We start from the raw sequence: 16,942 nt of genomic DNA, 5'->3' as shown, positions 1-16,942 counted from the left end.
AGGCAAAGCGTCGCGTCGCGTGTTGACAGGTATCAACACCCTAGGCCAATAACTGGCTCAACACTGCGCGCAACTTGCCCGGTTTGACCGGCTTATTCAGCAACGGCGCATCCAGCCGGCGCAACGCGCGGCGGCATTGGTCGGTGCGGTCGGCGGTAATGATCACCGCCGCAATCTTCTGCCCGAAATGCTCGCGCAGGTGCTTGACCACCTCGCACCCCAGCACCCCATGGTCCAGGTGGTAGTCCGCCAGGATCAGCTCCGGCGCCCTGCCCTGCAACGCCAGCAATGCGCCCGCCTGGTCGGTGGCGGTCAGCACTTCGCAGCCCCATTGGCCGAGCAATGCACGCATGCTGTCGAGGATGCTCACTTCGTTGTCGATCACCAGTAAACGCCGCCCCGGCAGCGGGTTGCCGGTCGTCGCTTGCACCGGCAGTTGGGTGATTGCCGCAGGCATCTCGGCGCTCATCGGCACCTCAATACTGAACATCGAACCGCGCCCCGGCCAGGACCGCACCGCCACCGGGTGGCCGAGGATCTCGGCGATCCGCTCGACAATCGCCAGGCCCAGCCCGACGCCCTTGCGGTCCGCCGCACGGCCGACGTCGAGCTGGTTGAACTCCAGGAAGATCGCCTCCAGCCGGTCCGCCGCAATACCACGCCCGGTATCCCAGACCTCGAGGCGCAGGCGATCGCCCCGGCGGCGCGCGCCGAGCAGGATACAGCCCTCATCGGTATAGCGGCAGGCATTGCTCAAGAAGTTACGCAAGATGCGCGTCAACAACCGCAAGTCGCTGCGGATCGCATAGCGGCCGGTGTGCACCCGCAGGTTCAGCCCCGACGCCTGGGCCACCGACTGAAACTCCGAAACCAGCGGCGCAAACAGCTCATCGAGCCGATACACGGCCATGTCCGGCTTGACCGCCGCCTGGTCCAGGCGCGAGATATCGAGCAAGTCCGTCAGCAGGTCCTCGGCGCCTTCCAGCGCCTGGTGCGTACGTTCCACCAGCACCTGCTCGACGCTGGGCAACTGCCGTTCGCGCAACGTGGAGATCAACAAACGGGCGGCATTCAGTGGCTGCAACAGGTCATGGCTGGCGGCGGCAAGGTATTTGTCCTTGCTGCGGTTGGCGGCTTCGGCGGCGTCGCGAGCGTCGCGCAGGTCCTGTTCGATCCGTTCGCGCTGGGCGATCTGCTGTTGCAGGTTGTGGTTGGCTTCCAGCAGTTCATCGGTACGTGCGGCCACCCGTTGTTCCAGCTCGTCGTTGAGACGGATGTAGCGCTTGCGTTCGGCCTCCAACTCATCCAGCCGTGCGGTGAGTTCCGGGTAATGGCTCTTGCGCGCCGACTGGTCGCCAAGGCCCAGCAACCCGGCGAGGGCGCGCTGCTGGTCGTCAGAGAGCTTCGCCATAGACGACCTCGACGTCACGCTGGCTCGACTCCCGAGGGTTGGTGAGGATGCAGGGGTCGTGCATCGCATGGCGCGACAGGAACGGAATATCCGCCACACGCACCCCATGCAGCCCCAGGGTTTCGTGGAAGCCAATCGCATGTTTCAGCGCGATCAGATGGTCCACCAGGCGCCCGCAGATCTGTCGATGGTTGAGCCCCCGGCAGTCGATGCCGAACGTCTCGGCGATCACCTGGAAACGCTCCGGCGCCGAGTTGTAATTGAACGCCACCACATGCTCCACCAGCACCGCGTTGCACAGGCCATGGGGCAAATCGAGAAACCCGCCCAGGCTGTGGGACATGGCATGCACCGCGCCGAGGATCGCATTGGAAAACGCCAGCCCGGCCTGCATGCTGCCGAGCATGATCTTCTCGCGCAGGGCGATATCGCCGGGGTTGGCGATCATCTGCACCAGGTTGCCGTTGATCAGGCGCATCGCTTCCAACGCGTGAGGATCGGTGAGCGGGCCGTGGCCGGTGGAGACGAACGCTTCGATGGCATGCACCAACGCGTCAATGCCGGTACAGGCCGACAGGAACGGGTCCATGCTGGCGGTGGTTTCCGGGTCGATCAGCGACACATCCGGCACCACCGCCTTGCTGACGATGGAGAACTTCATGCGCTCCTGCTGATTGGAGATGATCACGAACTGCGAGACATCCGCCGAGGTGCCGGCGGTGGTCGGAATCAGGATCAGCGGCGGGCTGGGTACGCGGAGGGTATCCACGCCTTCAAAATCGAGGATGCTACGGCCGTGGGCGACCACAATGCCGATGGCCTTGCCGCAATCCATCGGGCTGCCGCCGCCGATGGCGACAATCACGTCACAGTGGTGTTCACGGTACACCTCGGCACCGAGCATCACTTCCTCGACACGGGGGTTGGGCGAGACGGCGCTGTACAGGCAGTAATCGATGCCGAGCGCTTGCAGGCTGGCTTCGACATCGGCCACCCAACCGGCGGCAATCACGCCGGGGTCGCTGACCACCAGCACCTTGCGTGCGCCGAAGGTCTTGGCGTAATTACCGACGTTGTGCCGGCAGCCGGCACCAAAGATGATTTCAGGAGAAACGAATTTACGCAGCGGGCTCAGAGTCTGGCTCATGGGTAAGCCTGTTTTTATTATTCTGGAAGATGCGCTCCACACTAACCCATCCGGCTGCGATTGCAATCAGACCAAAGGGGCATCCTCCACACAGCACCGGCCAGCACAAGGCTGGCCGGCGGTGAATCAACGGCTGGCGAAGTACATGGTCACTTCGAAGCCGATACGCAGGTCGGTAAACGCGGGTTTAGTCCACATGGGCATGTCCTCTTGTTGTGCCGGAAGATCCCGGTCGGGTTATTAATGCATGGGGGGTGTGGGCGGCGAATGCTACTTTCGAAGTAGCGGTTGCAGTGCATTAGTCGCGGATGCAGGCAAATCAAAATGGGAGATGCAGAACCCGCCATGACCCAATGCCACTACCTCGACCAATCCCAACATTGAAATACGGTCCATGTGGGAGGGGGCTTGCTCCCGATAGCAGTGTGTCAGTCAACACCTATGCCACTGACACACCGCTATCGGGAGCAAGCCCCTCCCACAATGAATTGCATTGCAAGTTGAGGGTTAGAAGAAGCCCAGCGGATTGATGTCGTAGCTCACCAACAGGTTTTTGGTCTGCTGGTAGTGATCGAGCATCATCTTGTGGTTCTCACGCCCCACGCCCGACTTCTTGTACCCGCCAAACGCCGCATGCGCCGGGTACAGGTGATAACAGTTGGTCCACACCCGCCCGGCCTTGATGGCGCGGCCCATGCGGTAGGCGCGGTTGATGTCGCGGGTCCACAGGCCGGCGCCCAGGCCGAATTCGCTGTCGTTGGCGATCGCCAGTGCTTCGGCCTCGTCCTTGAAGGTGGTCACGCCCACCACCGGGCCGAAGATTTCCTCCTGGAACACGCGCATCTTGTTGTGCCCCTTGAGCAAGGTCGGCTGGATGTAATAGCCGCTGGACAGGTCGCCCTCCAGACGCTCGGCCGCGCCGCCGGTGAGCAGCACGGCGCCTTCTTGCTGGGCGATCTCCAGGTAGGACAGGATCTTGTCGTATTGCTGCTGCGACGCCTGGGCGCCGACCATGGTTTCGGTGTCCAGTGGGTTGCCGCGCTTGATCTTGACGATCTTCTTCATCACCTCGGCCATGAACGGCTCGTAGATCGACTCCTGCACCAGCGCCCGCGACGGGCAGGTGCACACCTCGCCCTGGTTGAAGAACGCCAGCACCAGACCTTCAGCAGCCTTTTCAATAAAGGCCGGCTCGGCGCGCATGATGTCTTCAAAGAAGATGTTCGGCGACTTGCCGCCCAGCTCGACGGTGGACGGGATGATGTTCTCGGCGGCAGCATGCATGATGTGCGCGCCCACCGGGGTGGAACCGGTGAAGGCGATCTTGGCGATGCGCTTGCTGGTGGCCAGCGCCTCCCCCGCTTCGCGTCCAAAACCCTGCACGATGTTGAGCACGCCCGGCGGCAGCAGGTCGCCGATCAGCTCGGCGAACACCATGATCGACAGCGGCGTCTGCTCGGCAGGTTTGAGCACAATGCAGTTACCGGCCGCCAATGCCGGTGCCAATTTCCACGCGGCCATCAGCAGTGGGAAGTTCCACGGAATGATCTGCCCGACCACGCCCAGCGGCTCGTGGAAGTGATAGGCCGCAGTGTGCTCGTTGATCTCGGCGGCGCCGCCTTCCTGGGCGCGGATGCAACCGGCGAAGTAACGAAAGTGGTCGGCGGCCAGGGGCACGTCGGCGTTGAGGGTTTCGCGCACGGCCTTACCGTTGTCCCAGGTCTCGGCCACGGCCAGCACTTCGAGGTGTTGCTCAATACGGTCGGCGATTTTCAACAGCACCAAAGCACGATCCTGGGCCGAGGTTTTGCCCCAGGCATCGGCGGCGGCGTGGGCCGCGTCCAGGGCCTTGTCGACATCGGCGGCGCTGGAGCGTGGGAATTCGGCGATCACTTCACCGGTGACCGGCGAGGTGTTGGTGAAATACTCACCCTTGAGCGGCGCGACGAACTCGCCGCCGATGTAATTGCCGTAGCGTGGCTTGAACGTGACGATGGCGCCGGGGGTGCCAGGTTGTGCGTAGATCATGATGAGGCCTCTGTCGGGGTCCGAGCCTGTCGGTGAACAGGCGATGAGCCGATGGTAAAGAGCCCTCGCTGCCGGGCGAATGCGCCGTTGGCAGGAGGGCCCTGGTCATTTGGTCGTAGAACTAGTGCTTGGCCACCAGCTCCTTGGGGAGCTTGAAGGTCCAGAGCATGCCGCCCTGGTTGAAGTCCTTGACCCGCTTGGCCACTTCGCCGCCCCACAGCGGCACCGCGCCGCCCCAGCCGGAGAGCACCGATACGTACTGCTCGCCGTCCATCTCCCAGGTCACAGGCGAGCCGAGCACGCCGGAGCCGGTCTGGAACTCCCAGACTTTTTCCCCGGTCTTGGCGTTGAAGGCTTGCAGGAAGCCTTCCGGCGTACCGGTGAAGACCAGGTTGCCCTTGGTGGTCAGCACCCCGCCCCACAGCGGCGCGAAGTTCTTGTGGCGCCAGACTTCCTTGCCGGTTTTCGGGTCGATGGCGCGCAGCACGCCGATATAGTCTTCATTCAGCGGTTTGATGGTGAAGCCCGCGCCGAGAAACGCCGCGCCTTTCTTGTAGGCGATGCCTTCGTTCCAGATGTCCATGCCCCACTCGTTGGACGGCACGTAGAACAGCCCGGTGTCGCGGTTGTAGGCCATCGGCATCCAGTTCTTCGCCCCCAGGAATGCCGGGGCGACAAACACCGAGGTGCCTTTGGTTTCGCTGCCGGGGGCGCCGGGGCGGCTGGCTTCGTTGTAGATCGGGCGGCCGTCTTTATCCAGGCCGCTGGCCCAGGTGATCTTGTCGACAAACGGGAAGCCGCGGATGAATTTACCGTTGGTACGGTCGAGCACGTAGAAGAAGCCGTTGCGGTCGGCGGTGGCCGCCGCCTTGATTTCCTTGCCGCCTTCGCTGTAGTTGAAGGAGATCAATTCGTTGACGCCGTCAAAGTCCCACCCGTCATGCGGCGTACTCTGGAAATGCCACTTGATGCTGCCGTCATCCGGGTTCAGCGCCAGGCGCGAAGAGGAATAGAGGTTATCGCCGGGGCGCAGGTGGGAGTTCCACGGTGCCGGGTTGCCGGTGCCGAACAGCAGCAGGTTGGTCTCCGGGTCGTAGTAGCCGCCCAGCCAAGGCGCGGCGCCGCCGGTTTTCCATAGGTCACCGGGCCAGGTCTTGCCCGGCGCACCGCCGGAAATGCCGTTTTCCACGGCCTTGCCGTCCTTGTACACGTAGCCCATATGCCCTTCTACCGTGGGCCGGGTCCACAGCAGGTCGCCGTTTTTCGGGTCATATGCTTCGATCTTGCCCACCACACCGAACTCGCCACCGGCCACGCCGGTAATCAGCTTGCCGTTGATCACCAAGGGCGCGGCGCTGATGGAGTAGCCTTCCTTGTGATCGGCGACTTTTTTACTCCATACCACTTTGCCGGTGTCTTTGTTCAGCGCCACGAGTTTGGCGTCGAGCGTGCCGAAGAACACCAGGTCGCCATACAGTGCCACGCCCCGGTTGATCACGTCGCAGCACGGGCGAATGTCATCGGGCAAGCGCGCGTCGTATTGCCAGAGTTTCTTGCCGGTGCGCGCATCGACCGCGAATACCCGCGAGTAGGAGCCGGTGAGGTACATGACCCCGTCCTTGACCATCGGCTGCGCCTGCTGCCCGCGTTGTTTCTCGCCACCAAAGGAAAACGCCCAGGCCGGGCGCAGGTCTTTGACGTTGTCGACATTCAGCGTATCGAGCGGGCTGTAGCGCTGGCCCTGGACGCCCAGGCCATTGGTTACGATCTGGCCGGGGTTTTTCGGGTCCTGGAGAATATCCTGATCGGTCACGGCGGCATGGGCCTGGCCGGCCAGCAGGAGGGCACCGAGCAACACACTCAAGGCGAAGGGTTGGCGGCGTGCGGGTTGGGTCATGACGGCTACCTCTGCGGTTTTTTTATACCCGGGAAATTTTCTCGGTCTACCGGCGATTCTTGAGCGCAGCGGCCGCCGTCACAATTGACCGCTGTATCGAGATTGCTAGTTCCTTAGTAGCGGGGCCGGCGTGTCGACCCGTTGCAATTGCTCGCGTTCGTAACGCGGGTACAGGTGGCTGACGCTGCGGATCAGCTCGTAGCGGTTCAGGCTGATCGCGGCGAAACGCTCGGGGATCGGGCTGCGGATCAGCTCGGCCATCTCGCTGCCCTGTGCGGCGCCGTCGCGCAGCAGCTGGTCGAGCCAGGTCAGGTAGTCGCGCATTTGCTCAAGGGGGCGCGCATCGCCGGCGACCGGGCCGTGGCCGGGCACCAGCAGGGTCCAGGGCAAGGCCTGCAGACGTTCGATATCCGCCAGCCAGGCCGCCAGCCCCGGGCTGTTGGGAGTGGTGAGCGCACGTTGGTAGAACACCAGGTCGCCGGCGAACAGCACACCGGTCTTGCTGTCGAGGATCGCCAGGTCCGCGCCGGTATGCCCGGTGAACGCCAGCAAGCGCAGATCATGGCTGCCGACGCTCAGCACACCCGGTTCGAGCACCTGGGTAGGCAGCAGCACTTCGGTCCCGCGCATCCAGTCACCGACCAGGCGATAGAGGTTTTCAGCCATGCCATCGCCCTGCTCGTGGAGCAAGCGCGTGGTGTCGGCCAGGGCGCCGATCGGCACCGCCTTGAACGCCTGGTTGCCCAGGGCGTGGTCGGGGTGATGATGGGTCAGCAGCACCTGGATCACCGGTTTGGCGGTGACACCGGCAATCGCCTGGCGCAGCGCTTCGCCGTAGCGCCTGGACGGCCCGGTGTCGATCACCACCACGCCGGCTTCGGTGACGATGAACGCAGTGTTGACGATGTTGCCGCCATTGGCCTTGTTGAAGTTGTCGGTGCTGCCTTCCAACAGCCAAGTGTCGTCGGCAATCAGACGGGGCTTGAGCGCGTAGTCGAGATCCGCCAGCGCGGGCAGGCTCAGGCACAGGCAACACAGCAGTATCCAGCGCATACCGCGCTCCTTGAGGTCAGGGGATGGCGGCGTCGATCTGGTTGCCGCTGTTGTCCCGCAGCAGCAGGCGCGTCGGCCCCGCCTTTTGGATGTCGAATGCCAGGTTGGGGTTTTCGCTGACCGCCGGGAACAACTCTAGCTCCGCCAGTACCTGGCCCTGAGCGTCGCGCAGTTGGGCGTGGTTGAGATAAAACTCCGGGATACCGCTGACCAGGCCATTGTCCATCGGGTGCGCCACCTGCACGCGCACGCGGCTGAACTCACCACGCGGATAACGCCCGCCCAGCACCTCGCCGATATGCTCTTCCCAGCCCGGCTGGGTGCGCACCACACTGGGTGCGGTGCAACCGCCACCGGCCGCGTCGATCAGGGCCGAGCCGACATGCCACACGCCATCATCGGTGAGCACCGCCGCGCGCAGCGGCGTGGCTTGTTCGATACGGATGCGGATCGACAACCACGGCAATACGCCGGCCTTGGGGTGGAAGTCGACGATCTTCGGCAACGGGTTGAGTTCGGCCCAAGCCAGGATGTTCACCACGTGGCCATTGAAGGCGCGGGCGTCGATCTCCAGCGGCACCTGCCGCGCATCTTCGGCAAACGGCGGCGCCAGCAGCTTGACCCGCTCGTCGAACACGAACGGTGCATCGCCCAAGAACTGCTTCTGATAAAACGCCCACATCACCGACGGCACCGGGTCCACCTGCGTGGCGTGGGCCGCAAGCGGCAGCCAGCACGCCAACATCAGCCTCAGGCGCCAGTTCATTGGTACATCTCGGGCACTTCATAGCGCAGGCCGTAATGCTGGTAGATGGCTTGCAGCGAGCCGTCGCGGATCAAGCCTTCCAACGCCTCCTCCACGGCATAGGCCAACTGGCGGTTGCTTTCATGCACCGCCATGCCGATCTCCCAGCGTTGTTTGCCCATATTGGGGTAGGCGTTTTCAGCCAAAGCCAGTTGCGGGTCGTGGGCCTCATGCACCTGCCAATCGATTTCACCGCGCATGGCCATCACCGCGTCGATTTTCCCGGCCTTCATCGCCGCAAAGGCCTGGGGTACGCCCGGGTAATGATGGGTCTTGCCGGCGAGCATGCCGTTGAACACCGAAGTGAGGTAGAACGACGGCACGCTGTCGACTTCGACGCCGATGGGGTGCTGTTCGAATACCGCCACACTGGCGACACTGTCCAAGCGCCGACGGTCATAGGCCACCTGCCATTGTTCATTCTGGTAGGGGCCGAACATCACCACCTGGCCGTTTTCCAGTTCGCCCTGGTCGTTGCGCCTCTGCGCATAGTCGTGATCGTAGGGTGCACGCAGCATCAGGTCGGCCAATTGATGATGGTGCAACGGGCTGCCGCGCCAGATGTAGTCGCGCAGGTCGTCGTCGAGCTTCTCCCCGGCGGGCGCCCAGATCAGAGTCAACCGTACGCCCAGGGCCTTGGCCAGCGCCTGCGCGAGCTCCACATCGACCCCGCGCGGCGTTGTGCCCTGTTCGAAGCTGTAGGGGGCGAAGTCCTTGTACACCGCCACTTTCAGCTCACCCGCGGCGATGATCTGGTCATAGCTGCGCACCTGCGCCTGGGCGATCTGGCCGCACAGCAAGCACAGGCCCAGCAGCGCTGCGAACAGGCGCATGGCTTACTCCTCGACGCGCACGGAGTCCAGGTAAGTGCGCACCGCCCACAAAGCCTCCTGGCTCAGGTAGTCGGCCATTTTCGGCATGTACACCCGCCCGTCACGCACTGCGCCATTGCGCACGCGCTCCACAAACCACTCATCCCCCGCCTCGCCGGCGTCCAGCAGGCGCAGGTCAGGCGCGATACCACCGGACTTGGCTTCCAGCCCATGGCACGCGGCGCAGTTCTGGTTGTAGGCGGAGGCGCCGATCTCCACGGCTTTATCGTGCTCGGGCGAGGTGCGATAAGGGTTCACGGCAGCCCAGCCGTCAGCGTCGACCGCCACCCCGGCATCCTTGATCGCCGTCAGCCCTTTGGTCTCCACCGCTTGCGGCACCACATTGCCATGGGCCAGCGCGGAACCGGCACCGATCACACCGACCAACAGCCCGGCCACGAGCAAGGCATTGCGTTTTGTTGTCATTATTTTTGCCCTCTGGATTGCACGCAAAACCTCATGGTTCGAGGTTATGGCAGGCATCTTAAAAACCCTGGGCCACGGGCCGTATGCTGCTTTGGTGGCCGCGCCCTCCTCCCTTGGTAGTAGGGCTTGTGGGGCAGGTCTGAAACAGCGGCGCTGCGGGACGTCTTGCCGGCCTCGGCGGACTTGCGGGCTACGACCTTGGTACTGGCTCAGCGGTACTTTCTGCATATTTGCAGGGGGAACGGGGCTTTCTATGCTGGCGCTACCTGTCATGGAGTGCCTTATGCGCCAGCTTGCCCCCTACGCCGTGATCTGCCTGCTGGCGGTGGTGTGTGCCCCTGGCAGCCAGGCCGCCGAGGCACCGTTGCCGGTGCCCATCGGTTACCTGGGGTATCGCCCCGACCCGGGGCCGTTGCTGTCCAATGTGATCGGCGAACCCGCCGACGCCGGGCAACGCGGCGCTGAATTGGCGATCATCGACAGCAACAGCACCGGCGCCTTTCTCAACCAGCATTACAGCCTCACCAGCGCCACGGTCGACACGCCCGAGGCCCTGCTCGCCGCCGCCAAGGCCCAGCATGACCAGGGCCTGCGCCTGTTCGTGGTCAACGCCCCCGCCGCCAGCCTGCGCCAACTCAGCGCTGCGTTGCCCGACAGCCTGCTGTTCAACGCCGGCAGCCCCGATGACCGCCTGCGCAGCACCGACTGCCTGGGCAACGTGCTGCACAGCCTGGCGAGCCGCGCAATGCTGGCCGATGCGCTGATGCAGTTTCTGGTGGTGCGCAAATGGCAACGGGCGCTGCTGATCGTCGGCCCGACCGAGGATGACCAAGCCTATGCCGCCGCACTGCGCCGCGCCGCCAAGCGTTTCGGCGTGCGCTGGGTCGCGGAAAAAGCCTGGCGTTTCGATAACGATCAACGCCGCAGCGCCCAGGCCGATATGCCGCTGTTCACCCAGGCGGATGACTATGACGTGGTACTGGTGGCCGACGAGCGCGGCGACTTCGGCGAATACGTGCCCTACCAGACCTGGTACCCGCGCCCGGTGGCCGGCACCCAGGGCCTGACCCCCACCGGCTGGCACAAAACCGTGGAGACCTACGGCGCCGCGCAATTGCAAAAGCGCTTCGAAGCCCTGGCCGGGCGCTGGATGAACGACCGCGACTTCGCCGCCTGGATGGCGGTGCGCAGCGTCGCCAGCGCCGTCAGCAAGCTGCGTCAGGCCGACCCCATGGCAATCCGCCAACTGGCGCTGGGCGAGCAACTGCCGCTGGATGGTTTCAAGGGCCGCAAGCTCAGTTATCGCCCTTGGAATGGCCAACTGCGCCAGCCGATCCCCATCGTGCAGCCGCGTGCGCTGGTCAGTACCTCACCTCAAGAGGGTTTCCTGCACCCCTTCAATGAAATGGACAGCTTGGGCTATGACCAGCCCGAGGTGACCTGCCGCTATCCCTGAACACTTAAAACAATAAGGAATCCGCCATGCGCCGCACCCTGCTTTCATGCGCCCTGCTGCTTGCCGCCGGGCACGCCGTGGCCAGCACCGCCTGGGTCTCCAACGAGAAAGACAACAGCCTGAGCCTGATCGACATGCAGACCCTGCAAGTCACCGACACGCTCAAGGTCGGCCAGCGTCCACGCGGCCTGCTGCTGTCCCATGACAATAAGCTGTTGTACATCTGCGCCAGTGACTCGGACCGGGTGCAAGTGATGGACGTGGCCACCCGCAAGATCATCAAGGAGCTACCCTCCGGTAAAGACCCCGAGCAATTTGCCCTGCACCCCAATAACCGCTGGCTGTATGTGTCCAACGAAGACGATGCACTGGTCACGGTGATCGACACCGAAACTGCCAAGGTGCTGGGCCAGATCAACGTCGGCGTCGAACCCGAAGGCATGGCGGTCAGCCCCGACGGCAAGTGGGCAGTGAACACCAGCGAAACCACGAACATGCTGCATTGGATCGACACCCGTACCCAGACGCTGGCCGACAGTACCCCGGTGGACCAGCGCCCGCGCTTTGTCGAATTCAGCCACGACGGTGCGCAGCTCTGGGCCTCGGCGGAAATCGGCGGCACCGTGACGATTCTCGACGTGGCCAGCCGTGCGATCCTCAAGACCCTGACCTTCAAGATCAAGGGCGTGCACCCGGACAAGGTGCAACCGGTGGGCATCAAGCTCAGCGCCGACGGCAAGTACGCGTTTGTCGCCCTGGGCCCGGCCAACCATGTGGCGGTGATTGACGCCAAGACGTTCGAAATCCTCGACTACCTGGTGGTCGGCCGCCGCGTCTGGCAACTGGCGTTCACGCCCGATGAGAAACAGTTGCTGGCCACCAACGGCGTGAGCGGCGATGTGTCGGTGATCGATGTGGACAGCCTCAAGGTGGTCAAGTCGATCAAGGTCGGGCGCTACCCATGGGGTGTGGTGGTGACACCATGAACGCGTTGGACGTCAGCCGGCTCAGCTTCGCCTATGGCCCCCGGCAGGCATTGCAGGCGGTGAGTTTCAGCCTGGCGCCGGGGCAGTTTGCAGCGTTGCTGGGGCCGAACGGGGCCGGCAAGTCGACCTTGATCGCCCTGCTCACACGCTTGTACGACTTGCAGGCCGGCGCGATCCGGGTGGGCGGGCATTGCCTGGCCCAGGCCCCGCGTGCGGCATTGCAGCAACTGGGGGTGGTGTTCCAGCAAAGCACCCTGGACCTGGATTTGAGCGTGGAACAGAACCTGCGTTATCACGCCGCGCTGCATGGCCTGTCGCGTCGCGAGGCGGCCGCACGGGTCGACGCCGAGCTGGCTCGCCAGGCCCTTGGCGAACGTCGCCGGGAGCGGGTGCGCGAACTCAATGGCGGCCACCGGCGCCGGGTGGAAATCGCCCGCGCACTGCTGCACGGGCCGCGCCTGCTGTTGCTCGACGAAGCCAGCGTGGGCCTCGACCCGGCCAGCCGGCTGGCGCTCAACCAGCACGTGCGCAGCCTGTGCCTGGACCAGGCAATCAGTGTGTTGTGGACCACCCACCTGCTCGATGAAGTGCGCGCCGAGGATGCATTGCTGATCCTGCATCAAGGCCGCTTGGTGGCCAGCGGGCAGGTCGACACGCTGATACGCGAACAAGGCGGCGACCTGGGCAGCCTGTTCGCCCGCCTGACACGCCCCACGCCGACGGGAGCTTTGGCATGAACGCTTACTGGCAATGTCTGCGCGGCATCGTGTTGCGCGAATGGCTGCGCTTTGTGCTGCAGCGCACGCGCTTTCTCAGCGCCCTGGTGCGCCCGCTGCTGTGGCTGCTCGTATTCGCCGCTGGCTTTCGCGCCGCCCTGGGGATCTCGGTGATCGAACCCTACGACACCTATATCCCCTACGAGGTGTACATCATTCCGGGGCTGGCCTGCATGATCCTGCTGTTCAACGGCATGCAAGGGTCGCTGGCGATGGTGTACGACCGCGAAATGGGCAGCATGCGGGTGCTGCTCACCAGCCCGTTGCCGCGCACGTTCCTGCTGTGCAGCAAACTGATGGCGACCGCGTTGATTTCGTTATTGCAGGTGTATGGGTTCCTGGCGATTGCCTGGGTCTACGGCGTGCAACCGCCGGCCATGGGCCTGTTGCTGGCGTTGCCGGCGTTGCTGCTGGTGGCCCTGATGCTCAGTGCCCTGGGCCTGTTGCTGTCGAACGCGATCCGCCAGTTGGAGAACTTCGCCGGGGTGATGAATTTTGTGATTTTCCCGTTGTTCTTCCTGTCGTCGGCGCTGTACCCGCTGTGGAAGATGCGCGACTCCAGCGAGTGGCTGTATTGGTTGTGCGCAATCAACCCGTTCACCCATGCGGTAGAACTGGTGCGTTTTGCCTTGTACGAACGCTTCGCCCCCCTGGCCCTGGCGGTGTGCCTGGGGCTGACCCTGACGTTCGCGCTGCTGGCGGTACTGACGTTCAACCCTCAGCATGCGGCCCTGCGCAAGAAAGGCTGAAAACTACTACTTTGGTACTGGTTTTCGTGTCTATCGTCGCATTCCCAAGGGCTCGGGACTGGCGTGTAATGGCGGCATAACGATAAGGACTACCCTGCCATGCTGCCCGCTCGATTGCCCCTGTTGGCCCTGTTGTGCCTGTTTGTCGCCCGCGCCCAGGCCGACACGCCGCTGTTTTCCGCCGACGGCATGCGCATCAGTCTGTATCGCAGCCCGACTCCCGAGCAGGTGAACGGCGCAACGACCCTCGACACGCCGGCCCTGCAAGCCCTGCTCACCCAGACCCCGCCACCGGTGTTGATCGACGTTTACCGCCGCCCCTGGCTGCAAGGCCGCTTCATTGAAGACCAGCCTCACGCCAACCTGCCCGGCAGCCACTGGCTGGCCAATACCGGCGACGGCGACCTCACGCCTGAGTGGCAGGGATATTTCGTGCGCCACTTGTACCGCTACACCGCCGGCGACCTGACACGAGCGCTGGTGTTCTATTGCCGCTCCGATTGCTGGTTGAGTTGGAACGCGGTAAAACGAGCCGCCGACCTGGGCTATACCTCTGTGTACTGGTATCGCGACGGCCTGGACGCGTGGGAAGCGGCAAACCTGCCGGTGGCAACGGCACAACCAGAACCCTTCCAATAATCAGAATAAAAAGGTGAACGGCCATGTACAAAATCCTGATTGCCGACGATCACCCGCTGTTTCGCGAAGCGATCCACAACGTCATCAGCGATGGTTTCCCCGGCAGCGACATCATGGAAACCGCCGACCTGGACAGCGCCCTCGCCCTGACCCAGGGCCACGATGACCTCGACCTGATCCTGCTGGACCTGAACATGCCGGGCATGCACGGCCTCAATGGGCTGATCAACCTGCGCAACGAGTCGCCGACCATCCCGGTGGTGATCGTCTCGGCCGAGCAAGACAAGCAGATCGTGCTGCAAGCCATCACCTATGGCGCGGTGGGCTTCATCACCAAGTCCTCGCCGCGCCAGCAAATGACCGAGGCGATCCAGCAGATCCTCAACGGCAACGTATACCTGCCGTCGGACATCATCCGCACCCAGAAAAACACCGGGCAACGGCGCATGCACGACAACCCGGGCTTTGCTCCGGAATTGCTGCAGGCGCTGACACGCAAGCAATTGCTGGTACTGGAGCGCATGACCAAGGGGGAGTCGAACAAGCAGATCGCCTATACCCTGGAGATCGCCGAGACCACGGTGAAGGCCCATGTGTCGGCAATCCTGCGCAAGCTGAATGTGCACAACCGCGTCCAGGCGATCCTCAGTGCCGGGGACATTGATTTCGGCTCATACCTGCGCCGCTGACCTTGTAGTGAGCGGGCTTGCCCTAATGCTAGTCAGTTAAGGATTAACGCGGTCACTGTGGGAGGGGGCTTGCTCCCGATAGGCCGCGCAGCGGCCCCAACCCCAAACACCTTTGGTTCACTGCAACACCGCATCGGTCTTGTTGGGGCGGCTGCGCCACCCGGCGCGGGGCAAGCCCGCTCACTACAAGGCCGGGCCGAGCAGGTGGCTCATGGCGGTCTTGAGTTTCATGGGGCGCACAGGCTTGTGCATCAACGTGTACCCCAACTCACGGATCTGCAGCTTCAACTCATTGCTGTAGTTGGCGGTGATCATCATGGCCGGGATCGCACTGCCGCGCCGGGCGTTGATGCGGGCCACGGCGTCCACCCCGTTCTGATCGTCGTCCAGGTGGTAGTCGGCGATCAACAGGTCGGCCTCGGCGTGGTAGTTATCCACCTGCCGCGCCAGGTCCTGCTCCGACAACGCCGTGATGACCCGGCAGCCCCACCCTTCCAGTAACGTGCGCATACCGGCGCAGATCGCCGCGTCGTTATCCAGCACCCACACCCGCGCACCTTGCAGGCGCTCCAGCAACGGTTCGCTCATCGCCGCCATCGGCAGTGGCCTGGGCGCGGTAGCGCTGAGCGGCACCTCCACCGCAAACATCGAACCCTTGCCCGGCCAGGACCGGACGCTGATGCGATGACCGAGTATCCCGGCGATCTTTTCCACGATCGCCAGCCCCAGGCCCAACCCCCGGTCCTGATCCGGGCGCTGCACATCGCCGCGCTTGAACTCCTGGAAAATCTCCTCCAGGCGCTCCTCGGCAATGCCCATGCCGCTGTCCCACACCTGGATCGACAACCGTTGCGGGTGGCGCCGGCAACCGAGCACTACGCGGCCTTTATAGGTGTAGCGAAGCGCGTTGCTCAACAGGTTGCGCAAGATCCGCGCAAGCAACTGGATATCACTGCGCACCAGCGCCGAGCAGCCGATAAAGCGCAGTTCCAACCCTTCGGCGCGGGCCAACTGGGTGTACTCGGCAGCCAGGTTGTCCAGCAGTTCACTGAGGGCAAAAGGCGCGATGTCCGCCTTGATCACGCCGGCATCCAGCTTGGAAATATCCACCAAGGTGCCCAGCAGGTTCTCCACGTCTTCCAGGGAGTTGCTCACGTTACGCACCAGGGTTTCGCTGGGGCGTTCGAGCAAGGCGCTGGTAAACAGCCGAGCGGCATTGAGCGGTTGCAGCAGGTCATGGCTGACGGCGGCGAGGAATTTGGTTTTCGACAGGTTGGCCTGCTCGGCCTCCAGCTTGGCTTCGCGCAGGCGGGTCTCCATGCGCCGCCGTTCATCGATCTCCTTCAAAAGCTGGTCGTTGAGTGCGGTCAGTTCCGAGGTGCGCTGGGCGACGCGCTGCTCCAGATGTTGATAGGCCTGGTGCAAGGCTTCGGCCGTGCGGCGGCGCTCGGTGATGTCGCGGATCAGCACGAAGATCCCGACCACTTCGCCCGTGGCCAACACGTTCGGCACATAGGAACGCAGCATGTAGCGTTCCTGGTTATTGATATTGGTTTCGGCGAATTCGAAGGTCACGCTCTCCCCGGCCAGGGCGCGGGCGACATACGCGTCCAGGCGCTGGCAATGCTGCTCGCTGTGCACTTCGCGCAGGCTTTGCCCGAGCATCATGCCGCGCGGCCAGCAGTACCACTCTTCATACACCTTGTTGGTGAATTCGTAGACCAGGTCGGCATTCAGGTAGCCGATCAGGGCGGGCACGTTGTCGGTGATCAAGCGAATCCAGCGCTCGCTTTCCTGCGCCTTCTGCGCCGCGATCTGTTCGCCGCGCAAGGTTTCGGCGCGCAGCCGGGCGTTGATCAGCAAATGGTTGCTGGCCTTGAGTTCGGCCATCGCCTGGTTGAGTGCATCGGTGCGTTCGCGTACTTGCTCGGCCAACACCACCGAATGCTGGAAGGTGGTGTATGGGCTGTTGCCCTGGGGCAGGCCCGACTCGATGCGCTCGATCAGC

Annotated in this window: 15 protein-coding genes and 1 pseudogene; 6 read left to right on the top strand and 10 right to left on the bottom strand. The window is 63.6% G+C overall.

The genetic code is table 11. From position 1 onward, the window contains the following. Positions 1–40: 40 nt before the first annotated feature. From MJP36_RS13010 to pedF, 9 genes are all read right to left on the bottom strand, one after another. A complete protein-coding gene (locus MJP36_RS13010) occupies positions 41–1,411 on the bottom strand; it encodes an ATP-binding response regulator (protein WP_244385498.1) in 1,371 nt (456 codons plus the stop codon). Then, entirely contained in the window at positions 1,395–2,558 is a 1,164-nt protein-coding gene (ercA, locus tag MJP36_RS13005; protein ID WP_104994217.1) for an alcohol dehydrogenase-like regulatory protein ErcA, read from the bottom strand. Before ercA ends, MJP36_RS13010 begins: the two co-directional genes overlap by 17 nt. Positions 2,559–2,684: 126 nt before the next feature. Beyond that, complete coding sequence (gene pqqA / locus MJP36_RS13000) at positions 2,685–2,756, bottom strand: pyrroloquinoline quinone precursor peptide PqqA (RefSeq protein WP_010209364.1); 72 nt, start codon at positions 2,754–2,756, stop codon at positions 2,685–2,687. Positions 2,757–3,065: 309 nt separating this feature from the next. Further along, on the bottom strand, positions 3,066–4,586 hold the full coding sequence (gene exaC, locus MJP36_RS12995; RefSeq protein ID WP_060756786.1) for an acetaldehyde dehydrogenase ExaC: 1,521 nt from the start codon (positions 4,584–4,586) through the stop codon (positions 3,066–3,068). A gap of 121 nt (positions 4,587–4,707) precedes the next feature. Further along, on the bottom strand, positions 4,708–6,483 hold the full coding sequence (locus MJP36_RS12990) for a PQQ-dependent methanol/ethanol family dehydrogenase (RefSeq protein WP_060756787.1): 1,776 nt from the start codon (positions 6,481–6,483) through the stop codon (positions 4,708–4,710). A gap of 105 nt (positions 6,484–6,588) precedes the next feature. Next, positions 6,589–7,536, bottom strand: a complete 948-nt coding sequence (locus MJP36_RS12985; RefSeq protein WP_244385497.1) for a quinoprotein relay system zinc metallohydrolase 1 — start codon at positions 7,534–7,536, stop codon at positions 6,589–6,591. Positions 7,537–7,552: 16 nt separating this feature from the next. Next, positions 7,553–8,302, bottom strand: a complete 750-nt coding sequence (locus MJP36_RS12980) for a quinoprotein dehydrogenase-associated SoxYZ-like carrier (protein WP_244385496.1) — start codon at positions 8,300–8,302, stop codon at positions 7,553–7,555. Continuing rightward, complete coding sequence (locus MJP36_RS12975) at positions 8,299–9,174, bottom strand: substrate-binding periplasmic protein (RefSeq protein ID WP_244385495.1); 876 nt, start codon at positions 9,172–9,174, stop codon at positions 8,299–8,301. Before MJP36_RS12975 ends, MJP36_RS12980 begins: the two co-directional genes overlap by 4 nt. Positions 9,175–9,177: 3 nt before the next feature. Further along, positions 9,178–9,639 (bottom strand): cytochrome c-550 PedF, encoded by a 462-nt coding sequence (gene pedF / locus MJP36_RS12970; protein WP_090370041.1) that lies wholly within the window; start codon positions 9,637–9,639, stop codon positions 9,178–9,180. Between the two features lie 283 nt (positions 9,640–9,922). On the opposite strand from pedF, the gene MJP36_RS12965 reads away from it, so the two are divergent. The 6 genes from MJP36_RS12965 to MJP36_RS12940 all read left to right on the top strand — a co-directional run bounded on the left by MJP36_RS12965 (position 9,923) and on the right by MJP36_RS12940 (position 14,934). Continuing rightward, positions 9,923–11,095: an ABC transporter substrate-binding protein gene (locus MJP36_RS12965; protein ID WP_161549219.1), complete on the top strand. Its 1,173-nt coding sequence runs from the start codon at positions 9,923–9,925 to the stop codon at positions 11,093–11,095. A gap of 26 nt (positions 11,096–11,121) precedes the next feature. Then, entirely contained in the window at positions 11,122–12,081 is a 960-nt protein-coding gene (locus tag MJP36_RS12960) for a YVTN family beta-propeller repeat protein (protein WP_198761856.1), read from the top strand. Further along, entirely contained in the window at positions 12,078–12,818 is a 741-nt protein-coding gene (locus MJP36_RS12955; RefSeq protein WP_244385494.1) for an ATP-binding cassette domain-containing protein, read from the top strand. The genes MJP36_RS12960 and MJP36_RS12955 overlap by 4 nt, the downstream gene beginning before the upstream one ends. Next, the gene (locus tag MJP36_RS12950; protein ID WP_244385493.1) at positions 12,815–13,606 is read left to right on the top strand and encodes an ABC transporter permease; all 792 of its coding nucleotides are present in this window, start codon (positions 12,815–12,817) and stop codon (positions 13,604–13,606) included. Before MJP36_RS12955 ends, MJP36_RS12950 begins: the two co-directional genes overlap by 4 nt. A 99-nt stretch (positions 13,607–13,705) precedes the next feature. Then, a complete protein-coding gene (locus MJP36_RS12945; RefSeq protein ID WP_244385492.1) occupies positions 13,706–14,245 on the top strand; it encodes a PQQ-dependent catabolism-associated CXXCW motif protein in 540 nt (179 codons plus the stop codon). A 23-nt stretch (positions 14,246–14,268) separates the two neighbouring features. Next, the gene (locus MJP36_RS12940) at positions 14,269–14,934 is read left to right on the top strand and encodes a response regulator transcription factor (RefSeq protein ID WP_244385491.1); all 666 of its coding nucleotides are present in this window, start codon (positions 14,269–14,271) and stop codon (positions 14,932–14,934) included. Between the two features lie 183 nt (positions 14,935–15,117). Here MJP36_RS12940 and MJP36_RS12935 read toward each other — a convergent pair. Further along, positions 15,118–16,728: pseudogene (locus MJP36_RS12935) on the bottom strand (PAS domain-containing hybrid sensor histidine kinase/response regulator); the annotation flags it as partial. Between the last annotated feature and the right edge of the window lie 214 nt (positions 16,729–16,942).

The organism is Pseudomonas palleroniana (assembly GCF_022836895.1).
Taxonomy (GTDB): Bacteria; Pseudomonadota; Gammaproteobacteria; order Pseudomonadales; family Pseudomonadaceae; genus Aquipseudomonas; species Aquipseudomonas palleroniana.
The sequence above is the reverse complement of the archived record's forward strand: the minus strand, read 5'-3'. Positions and strand labels throughout refer to the sequence as shown.

Coding starts and splice junctions, on each gene's coding strand:
- MJP36_RS12950 (WP_244385493.1), top strand. CDS start 12,815: ATGAACGCTTACTGGCAATGTCTGCGCGGCATCGTGTTGCGCGAATGG.
- MJP36_RS12945 (WP_244385492.1), top strand. CDS start 13,706: ATGCTGCCCGCTCGATTGCCCCTGTTGGCCCTGTTGTGCCTGTTTGTC.
- MJP36_RS12980 (WP_244385496.1), bottom strand. CDS start 8,302: ATGAACTGGCGCCTGAGGCTGATGTTGGCGTGCTGGCTGCCGCTTGCG.
- MJP36_RS12975 (WP_244385495.1), bottom strand. CDS start 9,174: ATGCGCCTGTTCGCAGCGCTGCTGGGCCTGTGCTTGCTGTGCGGCCAG.
- pedF (WP_090370041.1), bottom strand. CDS start 9,639: ATGACAACAAAACGCAATGCCTTGCTCGTGGCCGGGCTGTTGGTCGGT.
- MJP36_RS12990 (WP_060756787.1), bottom strand. CDS start 6,483: ATGACCCAACCCGCACGCCGCCAACCCTTCGCCTTGAGTGTGTTGCTC.
- MJP36_RS12955 (WP_244385494.1), top strand. CDS start 12,078: ATGAACGCGTTGGACGTCAGCCGGCTCAGCTTCGCCTATGGCCCCCGG.
- MJP36_RS12940 (WP_244385491.1), top strand. CDS start 14,269: ATGTACAAAATCCTGATTGCCGACGATCACCCGCTGTTTCGCGAAGCG.
- ercA (WP_104994217.1), bottom strand. CDS start 2,558: ATGAGCCAGACTCTGAGCCCGCTGCGTAAATTCGTTTCTCCTGAAATC.
- MJP36_RS12965 (WP_161549219.1), top strand. CDS start 9,923: ATGCGCCAGCTTGCCCCCTACGCCGTGATCTGCCTGCTGGCGGTGGTG.
- MJP36_RS12985 (WP_244385497.1), bottom strand. CDS start 7,536: ATGCGCTGGATACTGCTGTGTTGCCTGTGCCTGAGCCTGCCCGCGCTG.
- MJP36_RS12960 (WP_198761856.1), top strand. CDS start 11,122: ATGCGCCGCACCCTGCTTTCATGCGCCCTGCTGCTTGCCGCCGGGCAC.
- exaC (WP_060756786.1), bottom strand. CDS start 4,586: ATGATCTACGCACAACCTGGCACCCCCGGCGCCATCGTCACGTTCAAG.
- MJP36_RS13010 (WP_244385498.1), bottom strand. CDS start 1,411: ATGGCGAAGCTCTCTGACGACCAGCAGCGCGCCCTCGCCGGGTTGCTG.